Annotated in this window: 24 protein-coding genes; 14 read left to right on the top strand and 10 right to left on the bottom strand. The window is 47.0% G+C overall.

The window, feature by feature from the left end; translation table 11 throughout:
• The first annotated feature begins 2 nt into the window (after window positions 1–2).
• From DHL47_RS02175 to DHL47_RS13610, 10 genes are all read left to right on the top strand, one after another.
• Complete coding sequence (locus DHL47_RS02175) at window positions 3–1,142, top strand: acetylornithine transaminase (protein ID WP_128836909.1); 1,140 nt, start codon at window positions 3–5, stop codon at window positions 1,140–1,142.
• Window positions 1,139–1,609, top strand: a complete 471-nt coding sequence (locus DHL47_RS02170; protein ID WP_209550748.1) for a hypothetical protein — start codon at window positions 1,139–1,141, stop codon at window positions 1,607–1,609. Before DHL47_RS02175 ends, DHL47_RS02170 begins: the two co-directional genes overlap by 4 nt.
• Complete coding sequence (locus DHL47_RS02165) at window positions 1,593–1,823, top strand: aspartyl-tRNA synthetase (RefSeq protein ID WP_128836907.1); 231 nt, start codon at window positions 1,593–1,595, stop codon at window positions 1,821–1,823. Before DHL47_RS02170 ends, DHL47_RS02165 begins: the two co-directional genes overlap by 17 nt.
• A gap of 282 nt (window positions 1,824–2,105) precedes the next feature.
• Window positions 2,106–2,771 (top strand): CPBP family intramembrane glutamic endopeptidase, encoded by a 666-nt coding sequence (locus DHL47_RS02160; RefSeq protein WP_209550747.1) that lies wholly within the window; start codon window positions 2,106–2,108, stop codon window positions 2,769–2,771.
• A gap of 37 nt (window positions 2,772–2,808) precedes the next feature.
• Window positions 2,809–3,357: a DUF3267 domain-containing protein gene (locus tag DHL47_RS02155; protein WP_209550746.1), complete on the top strand. Its 549-nt coding sequence runs from the start codon at window positions 2,809–2,811 to the stop codon at window positions 3,355–3,357.
• Window positions 3,354–4,055: a CPBP family intramembrane glutamic endopeptidase gene (locus tag DHL47_RS02150; protein ID WP_209550745.1), complete on the top strand. Its 702-nt coding sequence runs from the start codon at window positions 3,354–3,356 to the stop codon at window positions 4,053–4,055. The genes DHL47_RS02155 and DHL47_RS02150 overlap by 4 nt, the downstream gene beginning before the upstream one ends.
• Before the next feature lie 21 nt (window positions 4,056–4,076).
• Window positions 4,077–4,733, top strand: coding sequence for a CPBP family intramembrane glutamic endopeptidase (locus tag DHL47_RS02145; protein ID WP_209550744.1), 657 nt, complete (start codon window positions 4,077–4,079; stop codon window positions 4,731–4,733).
• Between the two features lie 43 nt (window positions 4,734–4,776).
• Complete coding sequence (locus tag DHL47_RS13505; protein ID WP_209550743.1) at window positions 4,777–5,103, top strand: IS630 transposase-related protein; 327 nt, start codon at window positions 4,777–4,779, stop codon at window positions 5,101–5,103.
• Window positions 5,104–5,152: 49 nt separating this feature from the next.
• Window positions 5,153–5,368 carry a hypothetical protein gene (locus DHL47_RS13500; protein ID WP_209550742.1) on the top strand — a complete coding sequence of 72 codons (216 nt, stop codon included), beginning with the start codon at window positions 5,153–5,155 and terminating at the stop codon, window positions 5,366–5,368.
• 24 nt (window positions 5,369–5,392) lie between these two features.
• Entirely contained in the window at window positions 5,393–5,623 is a 231-nt protein-coding gene (locus DHL47_RS13610; protein WP_420853822.1) for a transposase, read from the top strand.
• A gap of 79 nt (window positions 5,624–5,702) precedes the next feature.
• Here the strand turns inward: DHL47_RS13610 and nrdF are convergent, their stop codons facing one another.
• The 10 genes from nrdF to DHL47_RS02080 all read right to left on the bottom strand — a co-directional run bounded on the left by nrdF (window position 5,703) and on the right by DHL47_RS02080 (window position 19,289).
• Entirely contained in the window at window positions 5,703–6,662 is a 960-nt protein-coding gene (gene nrdF, locus DHL47_RS02125; RefSeq protein WP_209550740.1) for a class 1b ribonucleoside-diphosphate reductase subunit beta, read from the bottom strand.
• A 387-nt stretch (window positions 6,663–7,049) separates the two neighbouring features.
• On the bottom strand, window positions 7,050–9,209 hold the full coding sequence (gene nrdE, locus DHL47_RS02120) for a class 1b ribonucleoside-diphosphate reductase subunit alpha (protein ID WP_128836902.1): 2,160 nt from the start codon (window positions 9,207–9,209) through the stop codon (window positions 7,050–7,052).
• A 115-nt stretch (window positions 9,210–9,324) separates the two neighbouring features.
• Window positions 9,325–9,543, bottom strand: coding sequence for a glutaredoxin-like protein NrdH (nrdH, locus tag DHL47_RS02115; RefSeq protein WP_128836901.1), 219 nt, complete (start codon window positions 9,541–9,543; stop codon window positions 9,325–9,327).
• Window positions 9,544–9,876: 333 nt separating this feature from the next.
• The gene (locus DHL47_RS02110; RefSeq protein ID WP_209550739.1) at window positions 9,877–10,572 is read right to left on the bottom strand and encodes an ABC transporter permease; all 696 of its coding nucleotides are present in this window, start codon (window positions 10,570–10,572) and stop codon (window positions 9,877–9,879) included.
• A gap of 16 nt (window positions 10,573–10,588) precedes the next feature.
• Window positions 10,589–11,497, bottom strand: coding sequence for an ATP-binding cassette domain-containing protein (locus DHL47_RS02105; protein ID WP_209550738.1), 909 nt, complete (start codon window positions 11,495–11,497; stop codon window positions 10,589–10,591).
• A 137-nt stretch (window positions 11,498–11,634) separates the two neighbouring features.
• Window positions 11,635–12,357, bottom strand: coding sequence for a hypothetical protein (locus DHL47_RS02100; protein ID WP_209550737.1), 723 nt, complete (start codon window positions 12,355–12,357; stop codon window positions 11,635–11,637).
• An 11-nt stretch (window positions 12,358–12,368) separates the two neighbouring features.
• On the bottom strand, window positions 12,369–13,277 hold the full coding sequence (locus DHL47_RS02095; protein WP_209550736.1) for an ATP-binding cassette domain-containing protein: 909 nt from the start codon (window positions 13,275–13,277) through the stop codon (window positions 12,369–12,371).
• Window positions 13,278–13,422: 145 nt separating this feature from the next.
• The gene (locus tag DHL47_RS02090) at window positions 13,423–15,204 is read right to left on the bottom strand and encodes a serine hydrolase domain-containing protein (RefSeq protein WP_209550735.1); all 1,782 of its coding nucleotides are present in this window, start codon (window positions 15,202–15,204) and stop codon (window positions 13,423–13,425) included.
• A gap of 75 nt (window positions 15,205–15,279) precedes the next feature.
• Window positions 15,280–17,058, bottom strand: coding sequence for a serine hydrolase domain-containing protein (locus DHL47_RS02085; RefSeq protein WP_209550734.1), 1,779 nt, complete (start codon window positions 17,056–17,058; stop codon window positions 15,280–15,282).
• Window positions 17,059–17,516: 458 nt separating this feature from the next.
• Window positions 17,517–19,289, bottom strand: a complete 1,773-nt coding sequence (locus DHL47_RS02080; RefSeq protein WP_209550733.1) for a serine hydrolase domain-containing protein — start codon at window positions 19,287–19,289, stop codon at window positions 17,517–17,519.
• 232 nt (window positions 19,290–19,521) lie between these two features.
• Here DHL47_RS02080 and DHL47_RS02075 point away from each other — a divergent pair, with 232 nt between their 5' ends.
• The 4 genes from DHL47_RS02075 (at window position 19,522) to DHL47_RS02060 (ending at window position 23,935) form a co-directional block, all read left to right on the top strand.
• Window positions 19,522–20,100 (top strand): TetR/AcrR family transcriptional regulator, encoded by a 579-nt coding sequence (locus tag DHL47_RS02075; protein WP_209550732.1) that lies wholly within the window; start codon window positions 19,522–19,524, stop codon window positions 20,098–20,100.
• Between the two features lie 248 nt (window positions 20,101–20,348).
• Window positions 20,349–20,612 carry a phosphocarrier protein HPr gene (locus DHL47_RS02070; RefSeq protein ID WP_037614534.1) on the top strand — a complete coding sequence of 88 codons (264 nt, stop codon included), beginning with the start codon at window positions 20,349–20,351 and terminating at the stop codon, window positions 20,610–20,612.
• A 1-nt stretch (window position 20,613) separates the two neighbouring features.
• Window positions 20,614–22,347, top strand: a complete 1,734-nt coding sequence (gene ptsP / locus DHL47_RS02065) for a phosphoenolpyruvate--protein phosphotransferase (protein WP_128836894.1) — start codon at window positions 20,614–20,616, stop codon at window positions 22,345–22,347.
• Between the two features lie 163 nt (window positions 22,348–22,510).
• A complete protein-coding gene (locus DHL47_RS02060) occupies window positions 22,511–23,935 on the top strand; it encodes an NADP-dependent glyceraldehyde-3-phosphate dehydrogenase (protein WP_128836893.1) in 1,425 nt (474 codons plus the stop codon).
• The last annotated feature ends 543 nt before the right edge of the window (window positions 23,936–24,478 follow it).

Raw genomic sequence — 24,478 nt, 5'->3', positions numbered from 1 at the left:
ATATGAGTTTTTTATTTCAAAATTATAAGCGGGCCCCTATTGAATTTGTCCGGGCTGAAGGCAACTGCCTGATAGACAGCGAGGGACAGGCTTATCTGGATTTTTCATCGGGGATTGGTGTGACCAATCTGGGCTTTCATCCGCAGGTCAAGCAGGCGCTGCTGGAGCAGGCGGAGCAAATCTGGCACAGTCCCAATCTCTATCGGAATGCCCTGCAGGAAGAAGTGGCCCAGAGGCTGATTGGCGGCTATGATTATCTGGCATTTTTCTGCAACAGCGGGGCGGAAGCCAATGAAGCTGCTATCAAACTGGCGCGCAAAGCCAGCGGCAAGCAGGGGATTATCAGCTTTCAGAATTCCTTTCACGGTCGGACCTTTGGCGCTATGGCCGCAACAGGACAGGATAAGATCAAGGAAGGATTCGGCGATGGCCTGCCCCACTTCAGCTTTGCTGTTTATAATGACTTGGACAGCGTGAAAAGTCTGGTCCATGAAGATACGGCAGCTGTCATGCTGGAGCTGATACAGGGCGAGTCTGGTGTATTGCCTGCTGAACCGCAGTTTGTCAGAGAGCTGGCTGCTTTCTGTCAGGAGCAGGGGCTGCTCCTCATTGTAGACGAGGTGCAGACGGGCATGGGGCGGACAGGAAAGCTCTATGCCTTTGAGCACTATGGCCTTGTACCGGATATTGTCACTCTGGCGAAAGGATTGGCCAATGGCCTGCCGGTCGGTGCCATGCTGGGCAGGAGCAGTCTCTCGCCCGCCTTTAGCTATGGCAGCCACGGCTCTACTTTTGGCGGCAATAAACTGGCAATGGCTGCTGCTTTGGCAACCCTGAAGGTCCAGCAGGCTCCTGGCTTTCTCCCGGATGCAGCGGCCAGAGGCACTGCTCTGCTGGAACAGCTGCAGCAGGCTTTTGAAGACCATCCAAAGATTTCTGCCGTCCGCGGTCTCGGGATGATGATTGGGATTGAAACAAGTGCCAGTCTACCAAAGATTGTCGAAGCTGCCCGCCGGAAAGGCTTGATCATTCTGACAGCAGGCAGCAATGTCATCCGCCTCCTGCCGCCCCTGACTGTCAGCAGGGAGGAAATCCAGCAGGGAGCTGCGATTCTCAAAGAAGTATTTGCAGAAGCAGATTGATAAACTGTATTGACAGAAGAAGGGGCCGTTTTTATGAATCATACTCTAAAAACCCAGTTTTTGACTGGGTTTTTGTGCCTTCTAATCCTCAAAGAAAATCGACATCAGATGAGGCAGGAGCAGACGGATTGGCAGCAGCTGCTCAGCCTCCTCATTCCTGCAGAGAAGGCTTGGGGAACCTTTTGAGGCTGATGAAGCTTCCGACAGGAAGCAATAGAAGCGCTGCTTTGGAATGGAGGTTTTTGACAATAATCTTTATTTTTTTGACTAATATACTTGTCAAAAAGAAAATAATCTGTTACAATATAGTCAATTTAAAAAGGACAGGAGGCAGAGATGAAGATGATATGGTTGGTTGGATTGGTGCTGCCCCTTGTCTTTCTCATCTGGTCGGACTCTGCTGGCAGGGTCAAAAGAGCGCAAAACCGGATACACAGATTGGAGAGAAAGATGAAAGGAAAAAGTGAGATGTCAGAATTGCTCAATGAGTTTATCGGGAAAAAACCGACTATCCATTTTGAAAATGATTTTGGACTGTCAGGCTATGAAATCATAGCAGTAGACGGAGACTGGATGAAGATACGGCGCCTCAATAGACAGGGACAGGTTTTCACCAAGACTGTGCGCATCGACGATATTAAGTCTGTCGAACTGAGAGAAGACAAAGAAGCAGCGCCATGAAGCCCAAAAGGCAGTGAGACGGATTTCTATGGTGGCTGGGCCGTCGCCTGCAAAGCGATGCAGCTTTTGAAGATACTGTATCAGACTCACTCTTTAAATCCTATCCGCTCCTGCTTCGTTTGCTCTGACGGTCATTGAGCCTGAGAGTCTGCGCCAGTCTCAATCAGACCAAACGGACCGGGGATTCAAGAGATTATTAGTCTTTTGGAAAGGGCGGATCCGCACTATCCGGTGCGTATTGAATAAAATAGAAAATATCCTATTATTTAAGTAAGGAGAAATATGAAAATATTTCTGAAAAAAGCTGACTACAGCTTACTGACGCTCTTTATTCTGCTGCTGAGCCAGATTCCCTTTATTTTTATCAGAGGAATTAGACAGGCCGGCAGGGGCTTCACTCTGTCTCAGACTCTGCTGGTATTGGCAGTTTACGCTTTGATTGTCTTTTTTGTCCTGCGGATGGCCAAGCAGGAAGGGCTGCTGAGCTTGGATTTCAGCTTCTTTGGCTGGTCCTCGGTCGGCTGGCTGGCTCTTTCTTATGTCATGATGTTTGGAGTCAGTATACTGGGGATCGTCATCATGATGATGGAAGGGCAGGGGATTGACACGGCCAATCAGGAGGCCCTGAAGCAGATGTTTAAAAATGTCCCCTCCATATTGCTGGTCATGGGAGCTGTGATTCAGGCGCCCATTCTGGAGGAAGTGGCCTTTCGAGGTCTCATTGCTGAGAAGATCTTTGCCAAGCATTCCATCTGGGGGCTGCTTGTCAGTTCTATTCTTTTCGGACTTTTTCACGGTCCGACCAATATCGGAAGCTTTGTCCTCTACGCCGGTATAGGCGGGGTTCTGGCTTTCGTAGTCTATATCAGCAAGCGCTTGGAAATGGCTGTTTTGGCTCACATGCTGAGAAATGGCGTTGCAGCCCTTCTCATGCTTCTGATGTCCTAGATAGGGACCACAAACCTGCATAAAAAAGGAGCCTGACATGAAAATTCTTAAAACAATTGATGTGCTGAATAATAAAAAGACTGCTTTGATTATCAATATTGCGTCCGTTCTGCTGATTCTTCCTTTTGGGGCGGTCTTTGGCGGTCTGGCCATTCTGCTCTGGGGCAGCGGCAGTCAAGATGGCAGTATTCCCCTCGGTGACCTGATTTACCTCTTTCCTCTCATCCTGATTCACGAACTGATCCATGGTTTCTTCTTCAAGATTTTGGGAAATGCTGAAACCAAGGTCAGGTTTGGCTTTCAGAACGGTATGGCTTATGCCGGAAGCCCTGGCAGCTTATACAGCCGCGGCAGGATGCTGATTATTCTGCTGGCGCCCTTTGTCCTAATCAGTCTGACGCTGACCCTGCTCTATAGCCTGCACTGGCTCAAGCCTCTCTCCTATATCGCCCTTAGCAGCATCCATGCGGCCGGCTGCATAGGAGATTTTTACATGACGGCAGTGATCCTTAGGCAGAAGGGCGCTATCGCTGTCGAGGATACAGCAGTCGGTATCACTATTTATCAAAAGGAGAATACAAAATGAAGAACTTCAAATCACTTGCTCTAGGAATCGTAAAGTGGATAGGCCTTATTGCTCTTAGCCTCCTTATAAATACTACTCCGATGCTATTATTGATGCACGGGAAGAATGCGCCTATTTATGTGGAAATATTATTGGTAGCCTTGTATCTGATTTTGGCCTTCCTGATTTTCCGCAGCCTATGGCAGCATTATCAGAAGCATCTGCCTGAAGAAAAGAAGAAATTTAAACGATCTGGTAAGGATATTGGCTTTGCTTTTCTGTTTTTTTTATTTGCCAGAGTGGCAGCTATTGCCGGTGTCTATCTTAATCTTATCCTGAGTGGCAATTCCCAGACCAGTAATGACAGCGCTATACAAGGGCTAGGGGAAATGATGTCTTCGCAGCATATCTTCTTTGCCTTGCTCTTTGTTGCAACGCTTGCTTTTATCGGTCCTATCATGGAAGAATTAATTTTCCGGGGTTTTGGTACTGCCTTCTTTTTCAAAAAGAATCAAAAAGTACTGGCTGCCATTGTGACTTCTGTGGTCTTCACTCTGCCTCATATCACTCAATTAACAGAGTTCCCAACCTACTTTGCTATTGGACTGATTCTTTATCTATCCTATGCTCGTCGGGGCAATCTTAAAGATTCCATGTTCGTTCATATCCTTAACAATCTCCCCATGGCTATATTACTCCTGCTAGCTATGTTTCAGTAAATCAATTTATAAGGTTTCTCTATGAATTTCAAATCTTTCTGTGCCAATATAGGCATGTATATCTTAGTTGTTCTCTCTTACTTTTTAGTGTTTATGACAATCGCTGCCTATAGTTTCAGTTTCTTAAACGCCGGATTTTCTGCAGTGATGATCACCCTCCTCTTTGCAGTTCTGTCATTTCTCTACTGCTTTGGCTTATGGAAATGGTACCAGCTGGATTTCAGATTGGAAGTTATCAACAGCAAACTGACCGGATTTGTCTGGCTGCCCCTTGTCTTGCTGGCTGCCTATATCCTTTTTCAGAACTTTGTGCCTATCGAAGCTTCGGACAATCAAACGATTGTCGTCAGTTTGATTCGCAGTCAGCCCCTCTTTTCTTTCTTTTTTGTGGTGATTGTCGGACCGATTGTCGAGGAGTTTATGACCCGCGGTTTGCTGGCCAACTACCTTTTCCCTGAGCAAAAGAGCCTGCCGCAGATTCTGCTCTATCTGGCTGTATCGGGAACCTTCTTTTCTCTCTTGCATCAGCCGGGGACCCTGCCGCAGTTTCTGCTTTATTTTGTCATGGGCGCTATCTTTGCCCTAGCCTATGTGACCAAGAAGGACCTGCGCTATCCGATTGCCCTTCACATGGCCAATAACCTGATTGCCTTTCTGCAGATTCTCTTTCTTGCTTGATATAGTCTTTTAGTTTATAACCAGTATATGTTATACTAGTTATATGTCATATGGAATTGATTTTCGAAAACGGGTTCTTGCCTATGTCCAGGAAGGTCACACCCGTCAAGAAACTGCAAAAATATTTAATATCAGTACAAATACTTTATATACTTGGGAAAAGCAGCAGCGTGAGCTGGGACACTTAGAGCGGAAAAAACGGGTAGCTAAAAGCAGGAAAATCCCCTTAGATGAACTCACAGCATTCGTAGAAGCTCATCCTGACTCCTTTTTAAGGGAAATAGCCGCACACTTTTCTTGCAGTATTCCCTCTGTTTGGGCTGCACTAAAACAAGCGAACATCACTTTAAAAAAAGACAACAAGCTATAAAGAGCAAGATCCGAAAAAGGTTCGTCAATACCTCAAGTCGTTGGAGGCTTTGGAAAATCTTCCAGTCGTTTACATTGATGAGACAGGGATTGATACCTATCTTTATCGCAAAAACGGCCGGGCAGCAAGAGGTCAGAAAGTCTATGATACAATCAGCGGAAGGCGTTTTGAAAGGACCTCTCTTGTTGCAGGACAAGTGAATCAGAACTTTGTGGCGCCGATGATTTATAAAGAAAGTATGACAAGCACTTTCTTTGTAGAGTGATTCAAAAGTCAGCTGCTTCCGGCTTTGGAGACACCTCATGTTATTGTCATGGATAATGCGAGTTTTCATCCCAAAAAGATATTAGATAAGCTTTCCATTGATGCCGGGCACTTCTTTCTGCCCCTGCCTCCTTATTCTCCAGAATTGAATCCTATAGAAAAAAGCTGGGCGATTTTGAAGAAAGCAGTCACGGAATTCCTTCGGGGAATGAACTCTGTTACTGACGCTTTAACATACTGTTTTCAGACTAAATGACTATATCTATGGGAGTCACATAGACTGATATGCAAAACCTGCTCTTTCCGTATTGGGAAAGAGCAGGTTTTGTTTGGTCTTACAGTCCGTAATTATAGTCATCATCCTGCATGGCTTCAACTTCGCCCAGCAGGTAGCCGTTGCCGACCTGAGAGAAGAAGTCATGGTTGGAAGTACCGGTTGAGATGCCGTTCATGACAATCGGGTTGACATCGTCCGCTGAGTCTGGGAAGAGCGGATCCTGTCCCAGATTCATCAGGGCCTTGTTGGCATTGTAGCGCAGGAAGGTCTTGACCTCCTCGGTCCAGCCGACCGTATCGTAGAGGCTTTCCGTATAGCCTTCTTCATTTTCATAGAGGGTGTAGAGCAGGTCGTACATCCATTCTTTCAGCTTTTCCTGCTCGTCTTCTGGGAGCTGGTTAAAGCCCAGCTGGAACTTATAGCCGATATAGGTGCCGTGCACAGACTCGTCGCGGATAATCAGCTTGATAATCTCCGCCACATTGGCCAGCTTGTTGTTGCCCAGATAGTAGAGCGGGGTGAAGAAGCCGGAGTAGAAGAGGAAGGTTTCAAGGAAAACACTGGCAACCTTCTTTTCCAGAGCATTGCCGTTGAGGTAGATTTCGTTGATAATTTCCGCCTTTTTCTGCAGGTAAGGGTTGGTATTGGTCCACTCAAAAATTTCGTCAATTTCCGACTTGGTATTGAGAGTGGAGAAGATGGAGGAGTAGGACTTGGCATGGACCGACTCCATGAATTGGATGTTGTTAAAGACCGCTTCCTCATGGGCTGTGCGGACGTCCTTGCGCAGGGCTTCGACACCGGACTCAGACTGGAGGGTATCCAGCAGGGTCAGGCCGCCAAAGACCTTGCCGACCAGATCCTTTTCCTTGTGGGACAGCTTTCTCCAGTCGTCCAGGTCATTGGACAGGGGAATCCGAGTATCCAGCCAGAATTGCTCGGTCAGCTTTTCCCAAGTAGACTTGTCAATGACATCTTCGATGGCATTCCAGTTGATGGCTTTGTAGTAAGTTTTCATGATGATCTCGCTTTTAACTTTTTAATACAGTATAGATAATCAGTTTATTTGGTCCTTTTTCTAAGTGGTTCGGACGTCCACAATCCCTTTGGGATTTTAGGACTAAGTTTTGAGCCTATAGTCTCAAAACTTCCGAGCTGGCTTGTTCACCATCATAATGAACAAGCCAGCTTTTACCACAGAGAAAAAGTTCCAATTATATGTAAGCAATCTTATTCTCACCAATCACTGAAATAAATAGATTGATGAAATACGAATACAATTTCTCTGATAATGCTAGAATTGTCGAATATAATTTTTACAGGCGGGAGAGACTAGGCAAGGAGTCGCAGTTTGTACTTGTGGTACAACAAGACGACTTAACGAAGTATCTCCCCCTGTTAAAAATTATATTACGCAGCTTTCACACTGGTTAGCCCCCACTTCGCCGCCGTCATCGGTAAAGGTACGGACATAGTAGATGGACTTGATCCCCTTGTTAAAGGCATAGTTGCGCAGGATGGAGAGGTCGCGGGTGGTCTGCTTGCTTTCGCGTTTCCACTCGTAGAGGCCCTGAGGAATGTCGCTGCGCATAAAGAGGGTCAGTGACAGCCCTTGGTCCACATGCTCGGTAGCAGCAGCGTAGACATCGATGACCTTGCGCATATCCATGTCATAGGCGCTGGTATAGTAAGGAATGGTCTCAGTGGACAGACCGGCAGCAGGGTAGTAAATCTTGCCGATTTTCTTTTCCTGACGCTCTTCGATCCGCTGGGTAATCGGGTGGATCGAAGCAGAAACGTCATTGATGTAGCTGATAGAGCCGTTTGGTGCGACAGCCAGACGGTTTTGATGGTAGAGACCGTCTGCTTTGACCTTATCCCGCAGAGCTGCCCAGTCCTTGGCTGTCGGGATAAAGATACCGGCAAAGAGCTCCTTGATGCGGTTGGACTTCGGTACAAATTCACCCGTCAGGTATTTGTCAAAGTAAGTGCCGCTGGCATAGTCGGATTTGTCAAAGTTATGGAAAGTGACACCGCGTTCGCGGGCGATATTGTTAGACTCGACCAGGGTCCAGTAGTTCATGAGCATGAAGTAGATGCTGGTAAATTCAACCGCTTCGGCAGACCCGTAGTCAATCAGCTGCTGAGCCAGATAGCTGTGCAGGCCCATGGCACCGAGTCCAAAGGTATGAGCCAGACTATTACCATTGTCGATAGAAGGCACTGCAGTGATGTGAGAGCTGTCTGTGACAAAGGTCAGAGCGCGTGTCATGGTCCGGATCGACTTGCCAAAGTCCGGCGACGCCATCATGTTTACAACATTAGTAGAGCCTAAGTTACATGATACATCTGTTCCCAGACGGAGGTATTCTTGCGCATCATTCAAAAGGCTAGGTTCTTGTACTTGCAGGATTTCAGAGCAGAGATTGCTCATGATAATCTTGCCGTCAATCGGATTGGAGCGGTTGGCGGTGTCAATGTTGACGACATAAGGATAGCCAGACTCTTGCTGCAGTTTGGAAATTTCCGTTTCCAAATCGCGGGCCCGGATCTTGGTCTTGGTAATCTTAGGATTGGCCACCAATTCATCATACTTTTCAGTAATATCCAGATAAGCAAAGGGAACACCATACTCCCGCTCGACAGAGTATGGACTGAAGAGGTACATATCCTCATTTTTGCGGGCCAGTTCGTAGAATTTATCCGGAATGACCACCCCCAGAGACAGGGTCTTGACCCGAACTTTTTCATCCGCATTTTCTTTCTTGGTAGACAGGAAGGAGATGATGTCGGGGTGGAAGACATTGAGGTAGACCACACCGGCCCCTTGGCGCTGCCCTAGCTGGTTGGAGTAGGAGAAGCTGTCCTCGAAAAGTTTCATAACCGGCACGACCCCAGAAGCAGCCCCTTCATAGCCCTTGATCGGTGCGCCGGCTTCCCGCAGATTGCTGAGGGAAATGCCCACGCCCCCGCCAATACGGGAAAGCTGCAGGGCGGAGTTGATAGAGCGGCCGATAGAGTTCATGTCGTCCGTCACTTGGATCAGGAAGCAGGAGACCAGCTCACCGCGTCTGGCCCGGCCGGCATTGAGAAAGCTAGGCGTCGCAGGCTGGTAGCGCTGATGGATGATTTCGTTGGCAATATCCTTGGCGATGGCTTCGTCACCATTGGCAAAGTAGAGGGCATTGAAGAGCACCCGGTCCTCCATGCTTTCCAGATAATATTCGCCGTCGTTGGTCTTGAGGGCATACTGGTTGTAGAATTTGTAGGCGGCCATGAAGGACTTGAACTGGAAGTCCTGCGCATGGATAAAGGCTGCCAATTCCTCAATATAGGCTGGAGAATAGTGCTCGATAAACTCTTTTTCCAGATAGTTTTCTTCTATTAAATAGCTGATTTTCTCAGTGATGGAAGCAAACTGCTTGGTATTGGGATTAACATTTTCCTTAAAGAAAGCCTCCAAAGCTTCCTTGTCCTTGTGGAGCATAATCTGTCCGTTAATCGGACGGTTGATTTCATTGTTGAGACGGAAGTAAGTCACGTCTTCGAGTTGTTTAAGTCCCATGGTGTTCCTTTTCTATATAAAATAATATAAGATTTGGCAGGCAGTAACTCTGCCCGATACAAAAGAAAGGCTCCTATGTCTATAGGAGCAGCCATCCAGCTCATGCCATCGCGGCTTATGATAATTTTTTCAGTTTACCAGGCTGGAAACCAGAAAATGCCTCCGTTGCTGTCTGAATGACAGGAGCAGCATTGAAGCCAAGGTTTTTAACATGGTCGATAAATTCTGGCTGTTCATCAAGATTAATCTCGCGATATTCCACATGATTGGTATCTAAGAAACGCTTGGTCATTTTGCACTGAACACAGTCGTTTTTGGAGTAAATAGTTACCATAGAAGATTCCTCTAAACTTTCTTTTTTTCTTAAAATTAAATACGAATCTAGTATATCTAAAAGCCAGGGGGATGTCAATAGTTTTGAACTAAATATTGTGTTAATTTTTGTTATAAGATACATGCAATACTATATATAGTGCATGTATAAAAGACGAAAACCTTGCTGAAAGCCAGAGAAACAGGTCCAATCCAGCCCCTGACTTGCTTAGACAGGACACCTAAAACCATGCAGAAATCTCTCAGACAGGAGATGAAAAATGGAAAACTATATCTTGTGTTGCAAGAATCACTTGGGGTCAAGATGAGCTTCTGTTTGACCGCCTTGTTTCTTCTATAAATCCTTTTTATGAAGAGTATAGAGGCCAGCAGCTGTGAGGGCGGCGCCTGTTAGCAAGGCAATCAGGACAATTCTCATGGTCACGCCGCTGCTTTGGACCAATTCAAAGTCAAAGCTCATAGTCAGGTGCTGCAGCCATTGGGATTTGGGGTAAAATTGAGCGAGGGCACCGGTCAAAGATGCGCAGAAAAGGTGGGCTCCCAAAGCAGCAATCATGGACTTGCTCAGATAAAGGACGAAGGTAGTCATGGCAGTCCAAGCCATGGTAGCCAGAAACTGTACGCAGAATACAAGGATAAACTGAAACAGGAAGCTGGCTGACAGAGGGCCGATGCCATTCAGGACAGCCGCCACCATAAAGCTGAAGGCATAAAAGATAGCCATCTGCAGGGCTATGACACAGGCCATGATCAGGCCTTTGGAGATGAAGAAGCTGGTACGGGAGACACCGCTGGTCAGCGTATTTTTATAGAGCTGCTGGGCCATATCCGTCCCGATGACGATCATGGAGAGGATAATGATGATAAAAGTATTATTACCGTGACCGCTGGAAACGCCCTGTATAGTCTGGACCGCGTTTGCCTTGCCAACGGCTGAGAAAAGGGTGAGCAGTAGAAAGATAGCTTCGGTAATCCAAACGGCTTTGGAACGAAAGAAGCGGTAAAAATCTGCTTGAAAAGTATGTAACATGGGGTATTCTCCTTAATTATTGGACTAAATCTGTGAAATATTTTTCGAGGTCTTTGTGGGCTGCATAGATGCCGCTGATAGAAATATTGGCCAGGACCAGCTCCCTGACGATGGCATTGAGCTCCTGCTCCTGCGCCATGATATGCAGTTCGCCGGCCTTGTCCGCATCCTTGAGCTGGTAGTGAAGCTTTTCTTGGATGAGACTGGCAGCCTGCTCTGGCTCAGAGGTCTTGAGGACGATATAGTCTTCGCTGGCTTGGTCAAAGTCTTCCTTGGTAAATTCCGTCACCAGCTGCCCCTGGTCAATGATGCCAAACTTGCTGGCGACCAGATAGAGCTCGGACAGGATGTGACTGGAAATGATAAAGGTAATGCCCAGCTCTTGATTGAGCCGCTGGATCATATTCCGGAATTCCTTGATGCCGAGCGGGTCTAGGCCATTGATGGGTTCATCCAGTATCATCAGCTCTGGCTTATGAATCAGCGCGATGGCAATGCCTAGCCGCTGCTTCATGCCCAGAGAGAAGTTCCGAAATTTCTTCTTGCCGGTATCGGTCAGGCCGACATAGGCCAGGGTTTCCTTGATAAGCTGGTCAGGTTGGTCAATCTGATGAACCTTGCAGCAGTAGCTGAGATTTTCATAGGCGGTCATCTGATTGTAGGCCACCGGTGTTTCGATGACAGAGCCGGTCTTTCTCAGAGCCTCGGTCCATTCCTTAGAGGTCTGGGAGCCAAAGACAGACACGCTGCCGCTGCTGGCATGGATGAGCTGGGTAATCACCTTAATCAAGGTGGTCTTGCCGGCTCCGTTCTTGCCAATCAGGCCGTAAATCTCGCCTTTCCTGATGGACAGGCTGACATCACGCAGGGCGTACTGCTGGCCGTATTGCTTGCTGAGGTTCTTGACCTCGAGGATGTTTTGCATGGGAATACTCCGTTTCTTTTTTTATTTTCTTTTAGTTTACAGGCTAAATTTCAAATGCTTATCAAGACATTCTAAAATATTTCTAAAGAATGATTGAATAAACTTCAGCCAATCCGGAGACTGGCTGAGTCTTCCTTTTACAAATCCCGGGTCTGAAGCGTATAGATGCCGGCTGCGGTGAAGGCGGCAGCAGCTATCAGGGCAGAGAGAAGGGGCAGACTTGCAGCGCCTTGTTCTGTAACCATGGTGATATTAAATCTCAAGGGGAGATATTGGAGCCAGCCAACTTTTGGAAATAGGATGTCAGGCAAAGCCAGAATGGAATCGCCCAAGAGAAAAGTAATCATGAGAACCGCGATGGATTTGGTCCGATAGAGGACAAAGGTGATGATACCGATCCAAGCCAGAGCACAAACATACTGGACCAAGATGCTCAGCCCCAGCTGTCCCCAATAAGCAGCGGGAAGACTGCTAAATCCTGTGGAGAAGGCGGAAGCCATGAAGGCAGTGCTGTAAGCCAGAAAGAAATGCAGGAGTGCAATCAGGGCGAAGGTCATGAATTTGGCAAGGTAATATTTGTTCAGGGATGTGCCACTGGTTAAGGTATTATGATAAAGTTTATTATTCAATTCAACCCCTAGCAGCAGGCTGATGATGATCACCATAAAGATGAACATCATTGGCATATCCTTTGATATAGCCTCAAAGGCAGGAAGGGCAGTGGAAAAGTCTCCTGGCTGAGCAGTTGTCACAGCGAGAACTGCAATAATGGCGCTGATGAGCAGAAAGAAAAGTTCAGTTCCCCAAAAGCCCTTGGAGCGAAAGAGTCGGAAAAAATCGGCTCGAAAAGTTTGTAACATAGGTCTTCTCCTTATTCAACTAAGTTTGTAAAGTATTTCTCTAAATCTCTATGAGGGGCATAGATCTCATCGATGGCAATATCGGATAGAACTAATTCCCTCGTGATGTCCCTAATCTCATGAGGCTGGGCCAGGATGTGGAGTTCATCGTCCTTGCCAGAGGGCTTGAGTTGATAGTGGAGCTTGTCCTGGACTAGCTGACCAGCTTGCTGGATGCGGTCGGTCTTGAGGACGACATAGTCCTCGCTTTCCCGGTCAAATTCCTCCTTGGTAAATTCCGTCACCAGCCGGCCTTGGTTGATAATGCCAAATTTATTAGCAACCAGATAGAGCTCAGACAGGATATGGCTGGAGATGATGATAGTTATGCCCAGTTCTTGATTGAGCCGGCGGATCATCCCGCGAAATTCCTTGATACCGACCGGGTCTAGACCGTTGATGGGCTCGTCCAGGATGAGCAGGTCAGGCTTGGCCAAAAGGGTGATGGCAATGCCCAGCCGCTGCTTCATGCCCAGAGAAAACTCGCTGAATTTTTTCTTACCGGTCTTGGTCAGGCCGACATAGGTCAGGCATTCCTGGATGACCTTGCTGGGATTGTCAATCTTCCGCTCAATGCAGTAATAAAGTAGGTTGTCAAAGGCGGTCAGATGGGCATGGGCTACCGGGGTCTCAATGACAGCGCCGACCCGACTCAGGGCCTCCGTCCACTCCTGAGAATTGCTGGAGCCAAAGAGTGACACGCGGCCGCTGCTGGCGTGGATGATTCGAGTGACGATCTTAATCAGTGTTGATTTACCGGCCCCGTTCTTGCCGATCAGGCCGTAAATCTCGCCTTTTTTGATAGACAGGCTGACATCACGGAGGGCGTACTGCTGGCCGTATTGCTTGCTGAGGTTTTTGACCTCGAGGATGTTTTGCATGGGAATACTCCGTTTCTTTTTTTATTTTCTTTTAGTTTACAGGCTAAATTTCAAATATTTATCAAGTCATTCTAAAATATTTCTAAAGAATGATTGAATAAACTTCAGCCAATCCGGAGACTGGCTGAATTGTTGAGTTTGTGTCTTATATCACCCACCACTGATAGAGGGACCAGTAGAGGATGTTGGCAAGGATAGCCAGAGCAGACAGACTGGTCAGGACGGTCAGAGCAATGCAGCTCTTGCTCAGTTCTTTCCAAGCCTTGGCCACCAGTGGATAAACCGCACAGGCCGCCAGTATCAGGCCTAAACCAGCATAAATCATGTAGCGCCAGCTAGCCAGAAAGCTGATGTCCCCGCTGGTCATTGCAAGGAAAAACAAAGCAAAATTCAGGCCTGCAGCCAATACTGCCAGTGAGGTTACATAGTTCCAGATTCGCAGCTTTTTCGGCGTTTTGGCAGCTGTCTTTTTCAGCAGGCGGATCATGTCTATGCCGCCGCTGATAATCAGATTGATAACAGCATAGACCAGTCCTACAGCTGCTAAGAGATACATGGCCTGGTCCTTTTGGATTTCTGCATCTGGTATCTTAAGCGTGTCCCCGGTGCTGCTGGTCACTTTTTCCTGTCCACCTTCCTGACTGAGAACGGCATAGTTTTGGCTTAAGAGCGAATTGTCCATGCTTTTAGGGGCATAACTCGTGTAAAACAGGCTTCTGACAAGGGACAGTGGACCGGTCTCGAAATAGCGAGCGCTGCGGTAGTAACCGGGCTGGAAATTTTCAAAGGCAGCCTTATCCGTCTTTTTCTTGGCTCCAAAGATGAGTTCAGGCATCTGGACATTGTAAATATCCTCCCCCTTTTGGTTGGTCATGACGGTCAGACCGATGCCGTTTTTCAGGTCCAGCAGGATATAGGATGAATAACCGGTCGAATTTCCACCATGGCCCAGCACCATGGTGCCATATCCTTCGACCATGAAGCCATGGGCGTTGAGCAGTTTGTCTGTTCCGGGATAGGTAGAGGTCGCTGTGTAGAGTGTCGTCCAAGTCTCAGCTCGTTTGAAAAGCTTGTCCTTCTTCAAAAGCGCCTGGGCAAACTTCTGGAAATCCTCCATGGTAGAGGCAGCCTGACCAACAGGGTACAAGCCTAGATGAAAGTAAGCCGAACCAATCGCCTTTCCTTCTATGTCATAGGACTGAGCTTCCTTGCGCTTGTCTCGGACATAGTCATTATCGGTGAAACCGGGCAAAATGCTTGTTTTATCCATCCCCAGCGGCTGGAAGATATGCTCATGGGCATAGTCGGCAAAGTTCTGACCGGAAAGCCGCTCCACGATGTAGGAGGCCAAGCCTGCCCCGTAGTTGGAATAGGCTGTTGTCGTGCCCGGCTCAAAAATCTGAGCTGGCTGATTGACAGCCAGAATTTCCTCGATGGTCTGGCCCTTATTTTCCAGGTAGCCAGCATGGGAAGCTTCTTCAAAGCCGGCCTGATGATTCATCAGGTCCAGCATAGTGATAGGCTTGTCATAGCGGAGGTTCTTGAGAAATCCCTCCGGCAGGTAGGTACGGATGTCTTCTTCAAGGTTGATTTTTCCTTCTTCCCAAAGCTGCATGACAGAGACCCAGACGGTCAGCTTGGTGACAGAGCCCCACTCAAAGACGCTGGAATCATCGGCTTTAATGCCTTTTTCCTTGTCCATATAGCCGAAGTTGCCCCGGTAAATGGTTCCATTGGTGTCGAAGACTGCCGTTTCCATACCGGCGGTGGTTTTTTCGTGTTCCTTGACATAGTCCTGAATCTTCTGGCCAATCTGGCTGCGGTCAGTACCCGATGGCAGCTTCTGCGACGCTGCTTGAGCATGGACTGGGCGAAAAATTCCCAGCGTCAAAACGGTTAAAATAATGAATAAAATTGATTTTTTCATGAGTTTTCCTTTCTAGTCGGAGATGATGGTAGTATGAATCAAGCCTGCCTTCTTCAAGGAAGACAGGCAAGATTCCTACAGCACCCACCACTGATAGAGGGACCAGTAGAGAATATTTGCTACGATGGCCAAGGCCGAGAGACTGGTCAGGACGGTCAGGGCGACGCGGCCCTTGCTCAGCTTTTCTTTGGATTTTCTGAAAAGGGGCAGGATGGCAGCTACGGTCAGCAGGATGCCCAAGCCGGCAAAGACCATGTAGCGCCAAGGGGCATAACCGCTTAAGTCTGTAGCATCTGTGGCTAGCAAGGTCAGAAAGAGATGGCCGGGAACCGCCAGAATAGCGGCAGCTGTCAGGAGATTCCAGACCTTCCAAGTCCGGGCTGGTGCTTTCTGTTTTTTACGGAAGATGAGCCGATAGGCTCCCAAGAGCAGGTTGGTCAAGAGCAGGATTAGGGCGTAAAGGATTCCCAGTGCCCCCAGTCCCAGCACAATATAGTTTTTAAAGACATCAAGGTCAGGCACTTTTTCAAAGTCCGCAACTGCAACGGCAATCCGAGTCTGTCCTTGGTTTTGGTAAAGAGTCCAGAAGTTGCCGGGCAAGCGCTGGTCATCAGCTGGTCTCTTTAGATATGTAGTGGGACTGACTAACATTTGGAAAATAGATAGCGGTCCCTGGTTGAAGGTACGAAGAGTACGGTAGTAGCCTGGGCTGAATTCTTTTTGAGTCTCAGCGCTGGCTGTTTTCCGTTTGCCGAAGACCAACTCCGGAAGCTCAAAATTATAGTTCTCTTCCCTAGCTTGGTTGGCCATGACCACATAGCCGATGCCATTTTCCAAATCCAACATGATGCGGGATGTAAAGCCTGCTGTGTTGCCGCCGTGGCCCAGAACAGTAACGCCATATTCATTGGTCCAGAAGCCGTGAGCATTGCGGGCCATGTCTGTGCCGGGATAGGTCAGGCTGGCAGTGTAAAGAGTGGTCCAAGTCTCTGGCCGGCTAAAGAGGGTCTTGCGAGACAGCAGGGCCTGGGCAAATTTTTGCATATCGTCCAAGGTTCCGGTAGCTCGGCCTACTGGATAGAGTCCGACCTCAAAAATCGCCTCTCCCAATAGCTTGCCTTGGGCATCGTAGCCCTTGTCTTCCTTACGTTTCTTCTGTACGTAGGCATTATCAGACAAGTCCGGCAGGATAGCCGTTTTGTCCATGCCCAGCGGCTGGAAGATATGTTCATGCACATAGTCGACATAGGACTGGCCAGAGATGCGCTCGACGATGTAGGAGGCCAAGCCTGCCCCGTAATTAGAATAGGCCGTTGTCGTGCCCGGTTCAAAGGACTGGATGGGCTGGTAGTCACTGAGCAGCTCTTTCAGACTTTTGCCGCCCTGCATGTAAAGCGGTGCTTCGTCAAAACCGGCCTGATGGTTCATGAGGTCCAGCATGGTGATGGGCTTATCGTAGCGGAGGTTTCTCAGAAAGCCCTCCGGCAGGTAGGTGCGGATGTCTTCTTCAAGGTTGATTTTTCCTTCCTCCCAAAGCTGCATAACCGACACCCAGATAGTGAGCTTAGTAACTGAGCCCCACTCAAAGACGCTGGAGTCGTCGGCCTTGACCTTGTTTTCCCTGTCCACATAGCCAAAATTGCCCCGGTAAATGGTGCCGTCGGTGTCAAAGACGGCTGTTTCCATACCGGCGGTTGTTTTTTCGTGCTCCTTGACATAGTCCTGAATCTTCTGGCCAATCTGGCTGCGGTCAGTGCCCGATGGCAGCTTCTGCGACGCTGCTTGAGCATGGACTGGGCGAAAAATTCCCAGCGTCAAAACGGTTAAAATAATGAATAAAATTGATTTTTTCATGAGTTTTCCTTTCTAGTCAAAACCTTGGATAGCGCAGGCGATGCTTCTGCAGACCACTCGGATAAAAATTTTAAACATGTTAGACTCCTTTGCAAATATGATTGCATCTTCTTACATAAGCCGGCCTTTTATGTAATTCTTATATAGAATGCATTATATACAAATTAATTATATATAAACACTCTATGTATGTCAAATTTTTATATTAAAAAATTATAGCTATAAAAAGTCAAGAAAATCAGCTATCCAGAGCATATTGGCCCAAAAGTCCTGTATGTTTTTTAAAAACTTTAGAAATATTTTAGAATTAGCTAATTTTTCACAGTATTTTGCATGCTTTTATAAAATTGCAAAAAAAGCTGCAGAAGCATTCCGAGGCTTTTTGTGCAAAGAAAAACTCCCCTGCAGAAGGAGAGCTTTGGCAGTCCATTTTTGCAAGGGAGATGGATAGGGTTATCTTAGTAAGCTGCCCACCATTGGTAAAGCGACCAGTAGAGGATGTTGGCCACCATCATCAGGGAAGAGAGACTGATCATGGCAGCGAAGAAAAGCTGCCCCTTGGTCCATCTTTCTTTCTTTTTCAGATAGAAAGGATAGAGAGCAGAGACGGTTAAAAGCAGACCGGTCACAGCTAAGAGGACAAAATTCCAAGTATAGTCAACATTGGCCGATGCGGTCATCAGCTTGTTAAAGACATTGAATAAATTAATGGGCACTGCTAAAATGAGGACAGCAGTCAGATAGATCCATAACTTCCTTGCCAGAGGATAGCTGTCCTTGTTTTTTCTGAAAATCAGCCGCCAACAGTCAAGCCCGGCATGGATCAGAAGGCTGAGCAGACTGAAAATGACAGCAAGTGCAAAGAGCAGCACCATGCCGTAGTCTTTGATCAGGTCCCAATTGGACAGTTTTAGAGCATCACCGTAGGCGCGTGTGATTTTTGCCTGTCCGTTTGCCTCACTAGCGACCCAGAAATCGCCATTCATTTGCGGGGCGTCTGCTTTTTCATTAAGATAGTAAGTATATCCCGGAATGGTTTTTAAAAAGGAGAAAGGACCGCTGTTGAAGGTCCGAGCGCTGCGATAGTAGCCGGGACTGAATGTTTCATAGGATTGCTTATCCGCTGTTTTTTTAGGGCCAAATACCAGCTCAGGCATTTGATAGTTATAAATTCTTTCCTGATACTGGTTGGTCATAATGACTTGGCCCAGGCCGGATTCCAAGTCCAGCAAGAGCATAGAGGAGAATCCAGCAGAATTGCCGCCGTGGCCGAGCAGTCTCACTTCGTACTCTTGGTACCAAAAGCCGTGGGCATTCAGGGGAATGTCGGTGCCTGGATAGGTCGAAGTCGCAGTGAAAAGAGCAGACCAAGTCTCAGGCCGCTTGAAAAGCCCTTCTTGCTTTAAGAGCCCTTGGGCAAACTTCTGCAAATCATCCAGTGTTCCCGTTGCCCTGCCGACCGGATAGAGGCTCAGTTCAAAGTCAGCATTCTTTTGATTTCCGTTAGAATCGTAGCTTTTGATTTCTTGGCGTTTTTCCTGAACATAGTGATTGTCGGATAAATCTGGCAGCAGAGCTGTTTTATCCATCTTGAGCGGCTGGAAAATGTGCTCATGGACATAGTCAGCAAAGGACTGACCGCTGAGGATTTCAACGATATAGGAGGCTAGGCCGGTACCATAGTTGGAGTAGGCACTGACAGTCCCCGGCTCAAAAACCTGATTGGGCTGTCTGGTTCTGAGCAGTTCTTCGATGCTCAGGTCTCCTTTGAGGTAGGTATTCTGCTCGTCAAAGCCAGCCTGATGGTTCATCAGGTCCAGCATGGTGATGGGCTTGTCAAAATGCAGATTTTTCAGAAAATCGTCCGGCAGATAGGTTTTGATGTCCTCTTCGAGGTTGATTTTTCCTTCTTCCCAGAGCTGCATGACAGAGATCCAGACGGTTAGTTTGGTGATGGAGCCCCATTCAAAAACGGTGTCGTCGTCAGCCTTGACTTGGTTTTCCTTGTCACTGTAGCCGAAATTTCCCCGATAAATGGTTCCCTCGGTATCGAAAATGGCAGTCTCCATAGCAGCAGATGTTTTTTCATTTTTTTGATAAAAATCTTGAATTTTCTGACCTATTTGGTCATAGCTGGTCCCTTCTGGCAGCTTTTGGCTTTCAGCTAAAGCCAGTCCAGGACTGGCAAAGCCCAAGAGCAGCAAGCAGGCAAGCAATAATCGTTTCTTCATGGCATATTCCTTTCTTAAGATAGCAGAACGGAGCCTTTAACCCTAACCGCCTCCATCTTCATTGAATCAAGCGCGCCTTCAATGAAAAAATGGACCAATCGCTTCTATAAAAAAAGATTGCAATTAGGGGTAAAGTAAGATATATTTAAGAAGTAGCTACAAGCTAATTATAACATATGACTAAAACTGTGTAAATAGTCATATATAATTTTTGAACAAAAAAGGAGAAAAAATGCCTAAAGGATTTACAATAGAAGAAAAGAAGATATTGATAAAAAAATTTAAAGAGGCCTGCAGCCGAAGCTGGATGACCTTTGGCTATAAGAAGACCAGTGTCGATCTGCTCTGTCAGGAGGCTGGGATTGCCAAAGGCTCTTTCTATACTTTTTTTAAAAACAAGGAGGAGCTTTTCTTCCAAGTCTACTGCGATACCCAGGATGAGACTTTCGCTGTTTTTGAAGAGACTTTAAAGGCTAACCCCTCAAAAGCTGGTTTTGCGGCGGCTCTCAAGGCTGTATTTAAGGAGTATGAAAAGAGCACCTTTGTCTTTGATACAAAAAATCCAGACTTTTTAAGTTTTGAGAATAAGCTGAGCTTAGAACAGCGGCAGGAGATTACTTCTAAAACCTCTCGCTTGAACGATGAAATCTTTTCCCAATCCTTTTTAAGTTTAAAAATTGAAAAGAATCTGGCTATTTCAGTCTTATCGGCAACCATGGCAACCATTACCCATAAGAACCAGCTGCCCGCTGATATTGAAGAAGTTTTCAGCTTTATGATTGAAAACTTAGTGGATGCCATGTTTGAATGAGCCTTCAAAACAAAAGACAAATTCAAAGCTTAGGTATGGAATTTCCAAGGCATCGCTGCCGTCCTTGCTGAAGGAAAGACTCAAAGAAGACCTTCTTCAATATAATAAGAACAGTTTGCAACGATTGAGAAATATTTTGTAAGCGCCACATAAAATTCTTGAAAAAGATTTCAAAAGGTGATATAATATCAATTTGTAAGGGTTATCACAAATAATCCAAATAGAAATATTTAAAGGAGAGTCTAACTATGGCTTCTAAAGATTTCCACATTGTGGCAGAAACAGGTATTCACGCACGTCCAGCAACTTTATTGGTGCAAACTGCCAGCAAATTTGCTTCAGACATTACGCTTGAATACAAAGGTAAATCAGTAAACCTCAAATCAATTATGGGTGTCATGAGTCTTGGTGTAGGTCAAGGTGCAGACGTAGTTATCTCAGCTGAAGGTGCAGATGCGGATGACGCTATCGCAGCGATCACAGAAACAATGGAAAAAGAAGGATTGGCTTAATATGACAGAAATGCTAAAAGGAATTGCAGCATCTGACGGTGTTGCCGTTGCTAAGGCATATCTATTAGTTCAACCGGATTTGTCATTTGAGACTGTTTCAGTCGAAGATACGAATGCAGAAGAGGCTCGTTTGGATGCAGCTCTTGAAGCTTCCCAGAACGAGCTTTCTGTTATCCGTGAGAAAGCAGTAGATAGCCTAGGCGAAGAAGCAGCTCAAGTATTTGATGCGCACTTGATGGTACTGGCTGACCCTGAAATGGTTGGGCAAATCAAAGAAACCATTCGTGCCAAAAAGACCAATGCAGAAGCTGGTCTCAAAGAAGTAACGGACATGTTTATCACCCTCTTTGAAAATATGGAAGACAACCCATATATGCAGGAGCGTGCAGCAGACATCCGCGACGTGACCAAGCGCGTGCTGGCAAATCTTTTGGGCAAGAAATTGCCAAATCCTGCTTCTATCGATGAAGAAGTAGTCGTCATTGCCCATGACCTGACTCCTTCTGATACAGCACAGTTAGATAAAAACTTTGTAAAGGCCTTTGTGACCAACATCGGCGGACGTACCAGCCACTCAGCTATCATGGCCCGTACGCTGGAAATTGCTGCTGTGCTCGGTACAAATAATATTACTGAGTTAGTCAAAGACGGTGATGTGATTGCAGCTAACGGTATTACCGGCCAAGTCATCATCAACCCGACCGAAGAGCAGATCGCTGAATTCAAGGCAGCCGGCGAAGCTTATGCCAAGCAAAAGGCTGAGTGGGAACTGCTCAAAGATGCTCAGACTGTGACGGCTGACGGCAAACACTTTGAGCTGGCAGCGAACATCGGTACACCGAAAGATGTCGAAGGTGTCAATGCCAACGGTGCAGAAGCAGTCGGTCTTTATCGTACAGAATTCTTGTACATGGATTCTCAAGACTTCCCAACAGAAGACGAACAGTACGAAGCTTACAAAGCAGTGCTGGAAGGGATGAACGGCAAGCCGGTCGTGGTTCGTACCATGGACATCGGCGGGGACAAGGAACTTCCTTACTTTGACATGCCGCATGAGATGAACCCATTCCTCGGCTTCCGTGCCCTGCGTATCTCTATCTCTGAGACAGGTGATGCCATGTTCCGCACTCAGATTCGTGCGCTTCTGCGTGCATCTGTGCACGGACAGTTGCGCATCATGTTCCCAATGGTAGCCCTTCTGACAGAATTCCGCAAGGCTAAAGCTGTCTATGAGGAAGAAAAAGCCAAGCTGCAGGCAGAAGGCCTTGCTGTAGCGGACAATATCCAAGTCGGTATCATGATTGAAATCCCAGCAGCAGCAATGCTGGCAGATCAGTTTGCCAAGGAAGTAGACTTCTTCTCTATTGGTACCAACGACTTGATCCAATACACCATGGCAGCTGACCGGATGAATGAGCAGGTTTCCTATCTGTACCAGCCTTATAACCCCTCTATCCTGCGCCTGATTAACAATGTTATCAAGGCAGCGCATGCAGAAGGCAAGTGGGCAGGTATGTGCGGAGAAATGGCTGGAGATCAAACAGCTGTACCATTGCTTGTAGGGATGGGCTTGGATGAATTCTCTATGAGTGCCACCTCTGTCCTGCGTACCCGCAGCCTCATGAAGAAATTGGATACGAAGAAAATGGAAGAACTGGCTAACCGTGCTTTGACAGAATGTGCAACCATGGAAGAAGTTCTGGAACTGGAAAAAGAGTATCTGGATTTTGAATAATCTTTTAAAGAGCGTTTGTGCGCTCTTTTTTTGCAAGTGAAATTTGAACAAATTGGCTGTAATCATCTAATTTGTGAAAATTTTCTTTAAATTTACGGTTTTTGGTTGAAGTTTTCAGAAAATTTGGTAAAATAATACTTACCAACATTTTGGAGGGGCGAATTTGACACAATATAAAAACTACATCAATGGAGAATGGAAGTCTTCTGCAAATGAAATTACCATCTCATCTCCGATTAACGGCGAAATTTTAGGAACCGTTCCTGCCATGAGTCAGGCAGAAGTGGATGCTGCTATGAAGAGCGCCCGCGCGGCTTTGCCTGCTTGGCGTGCTCTTTCGGCAGTTGAGCGTGCGGCTTATCTGCATAAGGCGGCAGATATTTTGGAGCGCGATCAGGAGAAAATCGGCCAAATTCTGGCTAAGGAAGTGGCCAAGGGGATCAAGGCAGCGGTTGGCGAGGTTGTCCGGACAGCCGATTTGATCCGCTATGCAGCTGAAGAAGGCATCCGTGTTCACGGCCAGGTACTGGAAGGCGGCGGTTTTGAAGCTGCCAGCAAGAAGAAGCTGGCTGTTGTGCGCCGTGAGCCTATGGGCGTTGTGCTGGCTGTAGCGCCTTTTAACTATCCAGTCAACCTATCTGGCTCCAAGATTGCACCGGCTTTGATTGGCGGAAATGTTGTCATGTTCAAACCGCCGACTCAAGGCTCTATTTCAGGGCTGCTGCTGGCGCAGGCCTTTGCAGAGGCGGGCCTCCCTGCAGGTGTCTTCAACACCATTACCGGGCGTGGGTCTGAAATCGGTGACTACATCATTGAGCATCAGGAAGTCAACTACATTAACTTTACGGGCTCAACTCCTATCGGTGAGCGGATCGGCAAGTTAGCTGGCATGCGTCCGGTGATGCTGGAGCTGGGCGGAAAAGATGCAGCGGTTGTTTTGGAAGATGCGGACTTGGAGCATGCTGCCAAGCAGATTGTCGGCGGGGCTTTCAGCTACTCCGGCCAGCGCTGTACGGCTATTAAGCGTGTCCTTGTCATGGAAAGTGTAGCGGATAAACTGGCTGCGCTGCTGCAGGCAGAGGTCAGCAAATTAACGGTCGGCGATCCTTTTGATAACGCAGATATTACACCGGTTATCGACAATGCGTCGGCAGATTTCATCTGGGGCTTGATTGAGGACGCTCAGGCTAAGGGAGCGACTGCCCTGACGGAAATCAAACGTGAAGCAAATCTCATCTGGCCTGCCTTGTTTGACAATGTCACACTGGATATGAAATTAGCTTGGGAGGAGCCGTTCGGTCCCGCTCTTCCGATTATTCGTGTTGCTTCTGTGGAAGAAGCTGTCGAAATCTGCAATCAGTCTGAATTCGGTCTGCAATCTTCAGTCTTTACAAATGATTTCCCTAAAGCATTTGAAATTGCTGAAAAATTAGAAGTGGGCACTGTACACATCAATAATAAAACACAGCGCGGTCCGGACAACTTCCCATTCTTGGGGGTCAAAGGATCCGGAGCAGGTGTGCAGGGGATCCGTTACAGTATCGAAGCGATGACACAAGTGAAATCAATCGTGTTTGACGTGAAATAAATAAGAAAGGCGGCTTTGTGCGGCCTTTTTTCATACAGCTGATGACGCTCAGCAGCTTCGGGAAGGGGGAGTGAGATGGCAGATGAAGCTTCCAACAGGCAGCAGCAAAAGCACTGCTTTGAACCTGCAAATAAAACTTCCGTCAGGAGGCGCCATCTTCGATGTTCGGTCAGTGCTTGAGTGTCGAAGAGCAGAAAGGCGGCCGGCGAAAATGAGAAGATTTCCCCAGCAGGTCCAATAGAAGAAGAGGGAGCAAAAGATAGATTAAGCGCTTATACTTTCAAAATGTAAATTTACATTTTGGTATAGAGCGGTAGGGAGATTTTCATCTTTCCTTCTTTCCGGTCCGAGGCTGTCAGACAGCTAAGAATGAATAAAAACCTTTAGAAAATAGCAAATCTCAGTCTTTTAGAGCTGGTCAGAAGGCCATTTCGGATAACGTTCGGTTTTTGTAATTTTCCGTAATGATTTTTGAAATTTACTTGAAAAAGAGCTAAAAATAATGTAGAATAGTATTATAGAAAACGCTTACAAAATAGAAAG

It is taken from the genome of Streptococcus panodentis (genome assembly GCF_017884005.1).
In the GTDB taxonomy this organism is placed as follows: domain Bacteria; phylum Bacillota; class Bacilli; order Lactobacillales; family Streptococcaceae; genus Streptococcus; species Streptococcus panodentis.
Note: the sequence above shows the minus strand (reverse complement) of the source record. Positions and strands in the feature narration are given on the sequence as shown.

Bases quoted from the DNA above. Each gene is read 5' to 3' on its own strand.
- DHL47_RS02175 (WP_128836909.1), top strand. From the start codon at position 3: ATGAGTTTTTTATTTCAAAATTATAAGCGGGCCCCTATTGAATTTGTC.
- DHL47_RS02165 (WP_128836907.1), top strand. From the start codon at position 1,593: ATGAAAGGAAAAAGTGAGATGTCAGAATTGCTCAATGAGTTTATCGGG.
- DHL47_RS02160 (WP_209550747.1), top strand. From the start codon at position 2,106: ATGAAAATATTTCTGAAAAAAGCTGACTACAGCTTACTGACGCTCTTT.
- DHL47_RS02155 (WP_209550746.1), top strand. From the start codon at position 2,809: ATGAAAATTCTTAAAACAATTGATGTGCTGAATAATAAAAAGACTGCT.
- DHL47_RS02150 (WP_209550745.1), top strand. From the start codon at position 3,354: ATGAAGAACTTCAAATCACTTGCTCTAGGAATCGTAAAGTGGATAGGC.
- DHL47_RS02145 (WP_209550744.1), top strand. From the start codon at position 4,077: ATGAATTTCAAATCTTTCTGTGCCAATATAGGCATGTATATCTTAGTT.
- DHL47_RS13505 (WP_209550743.1), top strand. From the start codon at position 4,777: ATGTCATATGGAATTGATTTTCGAAAACGGGTTCTTGCCTATGTCCAG.
- nrdF (WP_209550740.1), bottom strand. From the start codon at position 6,662: ATGAAAACTTACTACAAAGCCATCAACTGGAATGCCATCGAAGATGTC.
- nrdE (WP_128836902.1), bottom strand. From the start codon at position 9,209: ATGGGACTTAAACAACTCGAAGACGTGACTTACTTCCGTCTCAACAAT.
- nrdH (WP_128836901.1), bottom strand. From the start codon at position 9,543: ATGGTAACTATTTACTCCAAAAACGACTGTGTTCAGTGCAAAATGACC.
- DHL47_RS02110 (WP_209550739.1), bottom strand. From the start codon at position 10,572: ATGTTACATACTTTTCAAGCAGATTTTTACCGCTTCTTTCGTTCCAAA.
- DHL47_RS02105 (WP_209550738.1), bottom strand. From the start codon at position 11,497: ATGCAAAACATCCTCGAGGTCAAGAACCTCAGCAAGCAATACGGCCAG.
- DHL47_RS02100 (WP_209550737.1), bottom strand. From the start codon at position 12,357: ATGTTACAAACTTTTCGAGCCGATTTTTTCCGACTCTTTCGCTCCAAG.
- DHL47_RS02095 (WP_209550736.1), bottom strand. From the start codon at position 13,277: ATGCAAAACATCCTCGAGGTCAAAAACCTCAGCAAGCAATACGGCCAG.
- DHL47_RS02090 (WP_209550735.1), bottom strand. From the start codon at position 15,204: ATGAAAAAATCAATTTTATTCATTATTTTAACCGTTTTGACGCTGGGA.
- DHL47_RS02085 (WP_209550734.1), bottom strand. From the start codon at position 17,058: ATGAAAAAATCAATTTTATTCATTATTTTAACCGTTTTGACGCTGGGA.
- DHL47_RS02080 (WP_209550733.1), bottom strand. From the start codon at position 19,289: ATGAAGAAACGATTATTGCTTGCCTGCTTGCTGCTCTTGGGCTTTGCC.
- DHL47_RS02075 (WP_209550732.1), top strand. From the start codon at position 19,522: ATGCCTAAAGGATTTACAATAGAAGAAAAGAAGATATTGATAAAAAAA.
- DHL47_RS02070 (WP_037614534.1), top strand. From the start codon at position 20,349: ATGGCTTCTAAAGATTTCCACATTGTGGCAGAAACAGGTATTCACGCA.
- ptsP (WP_128836894.1), top strand. From the start codon at position 20,614: ATGACAGAAATGCTAAAAGGAATTGCAGCATCTGACGGTGTTGCCGTT.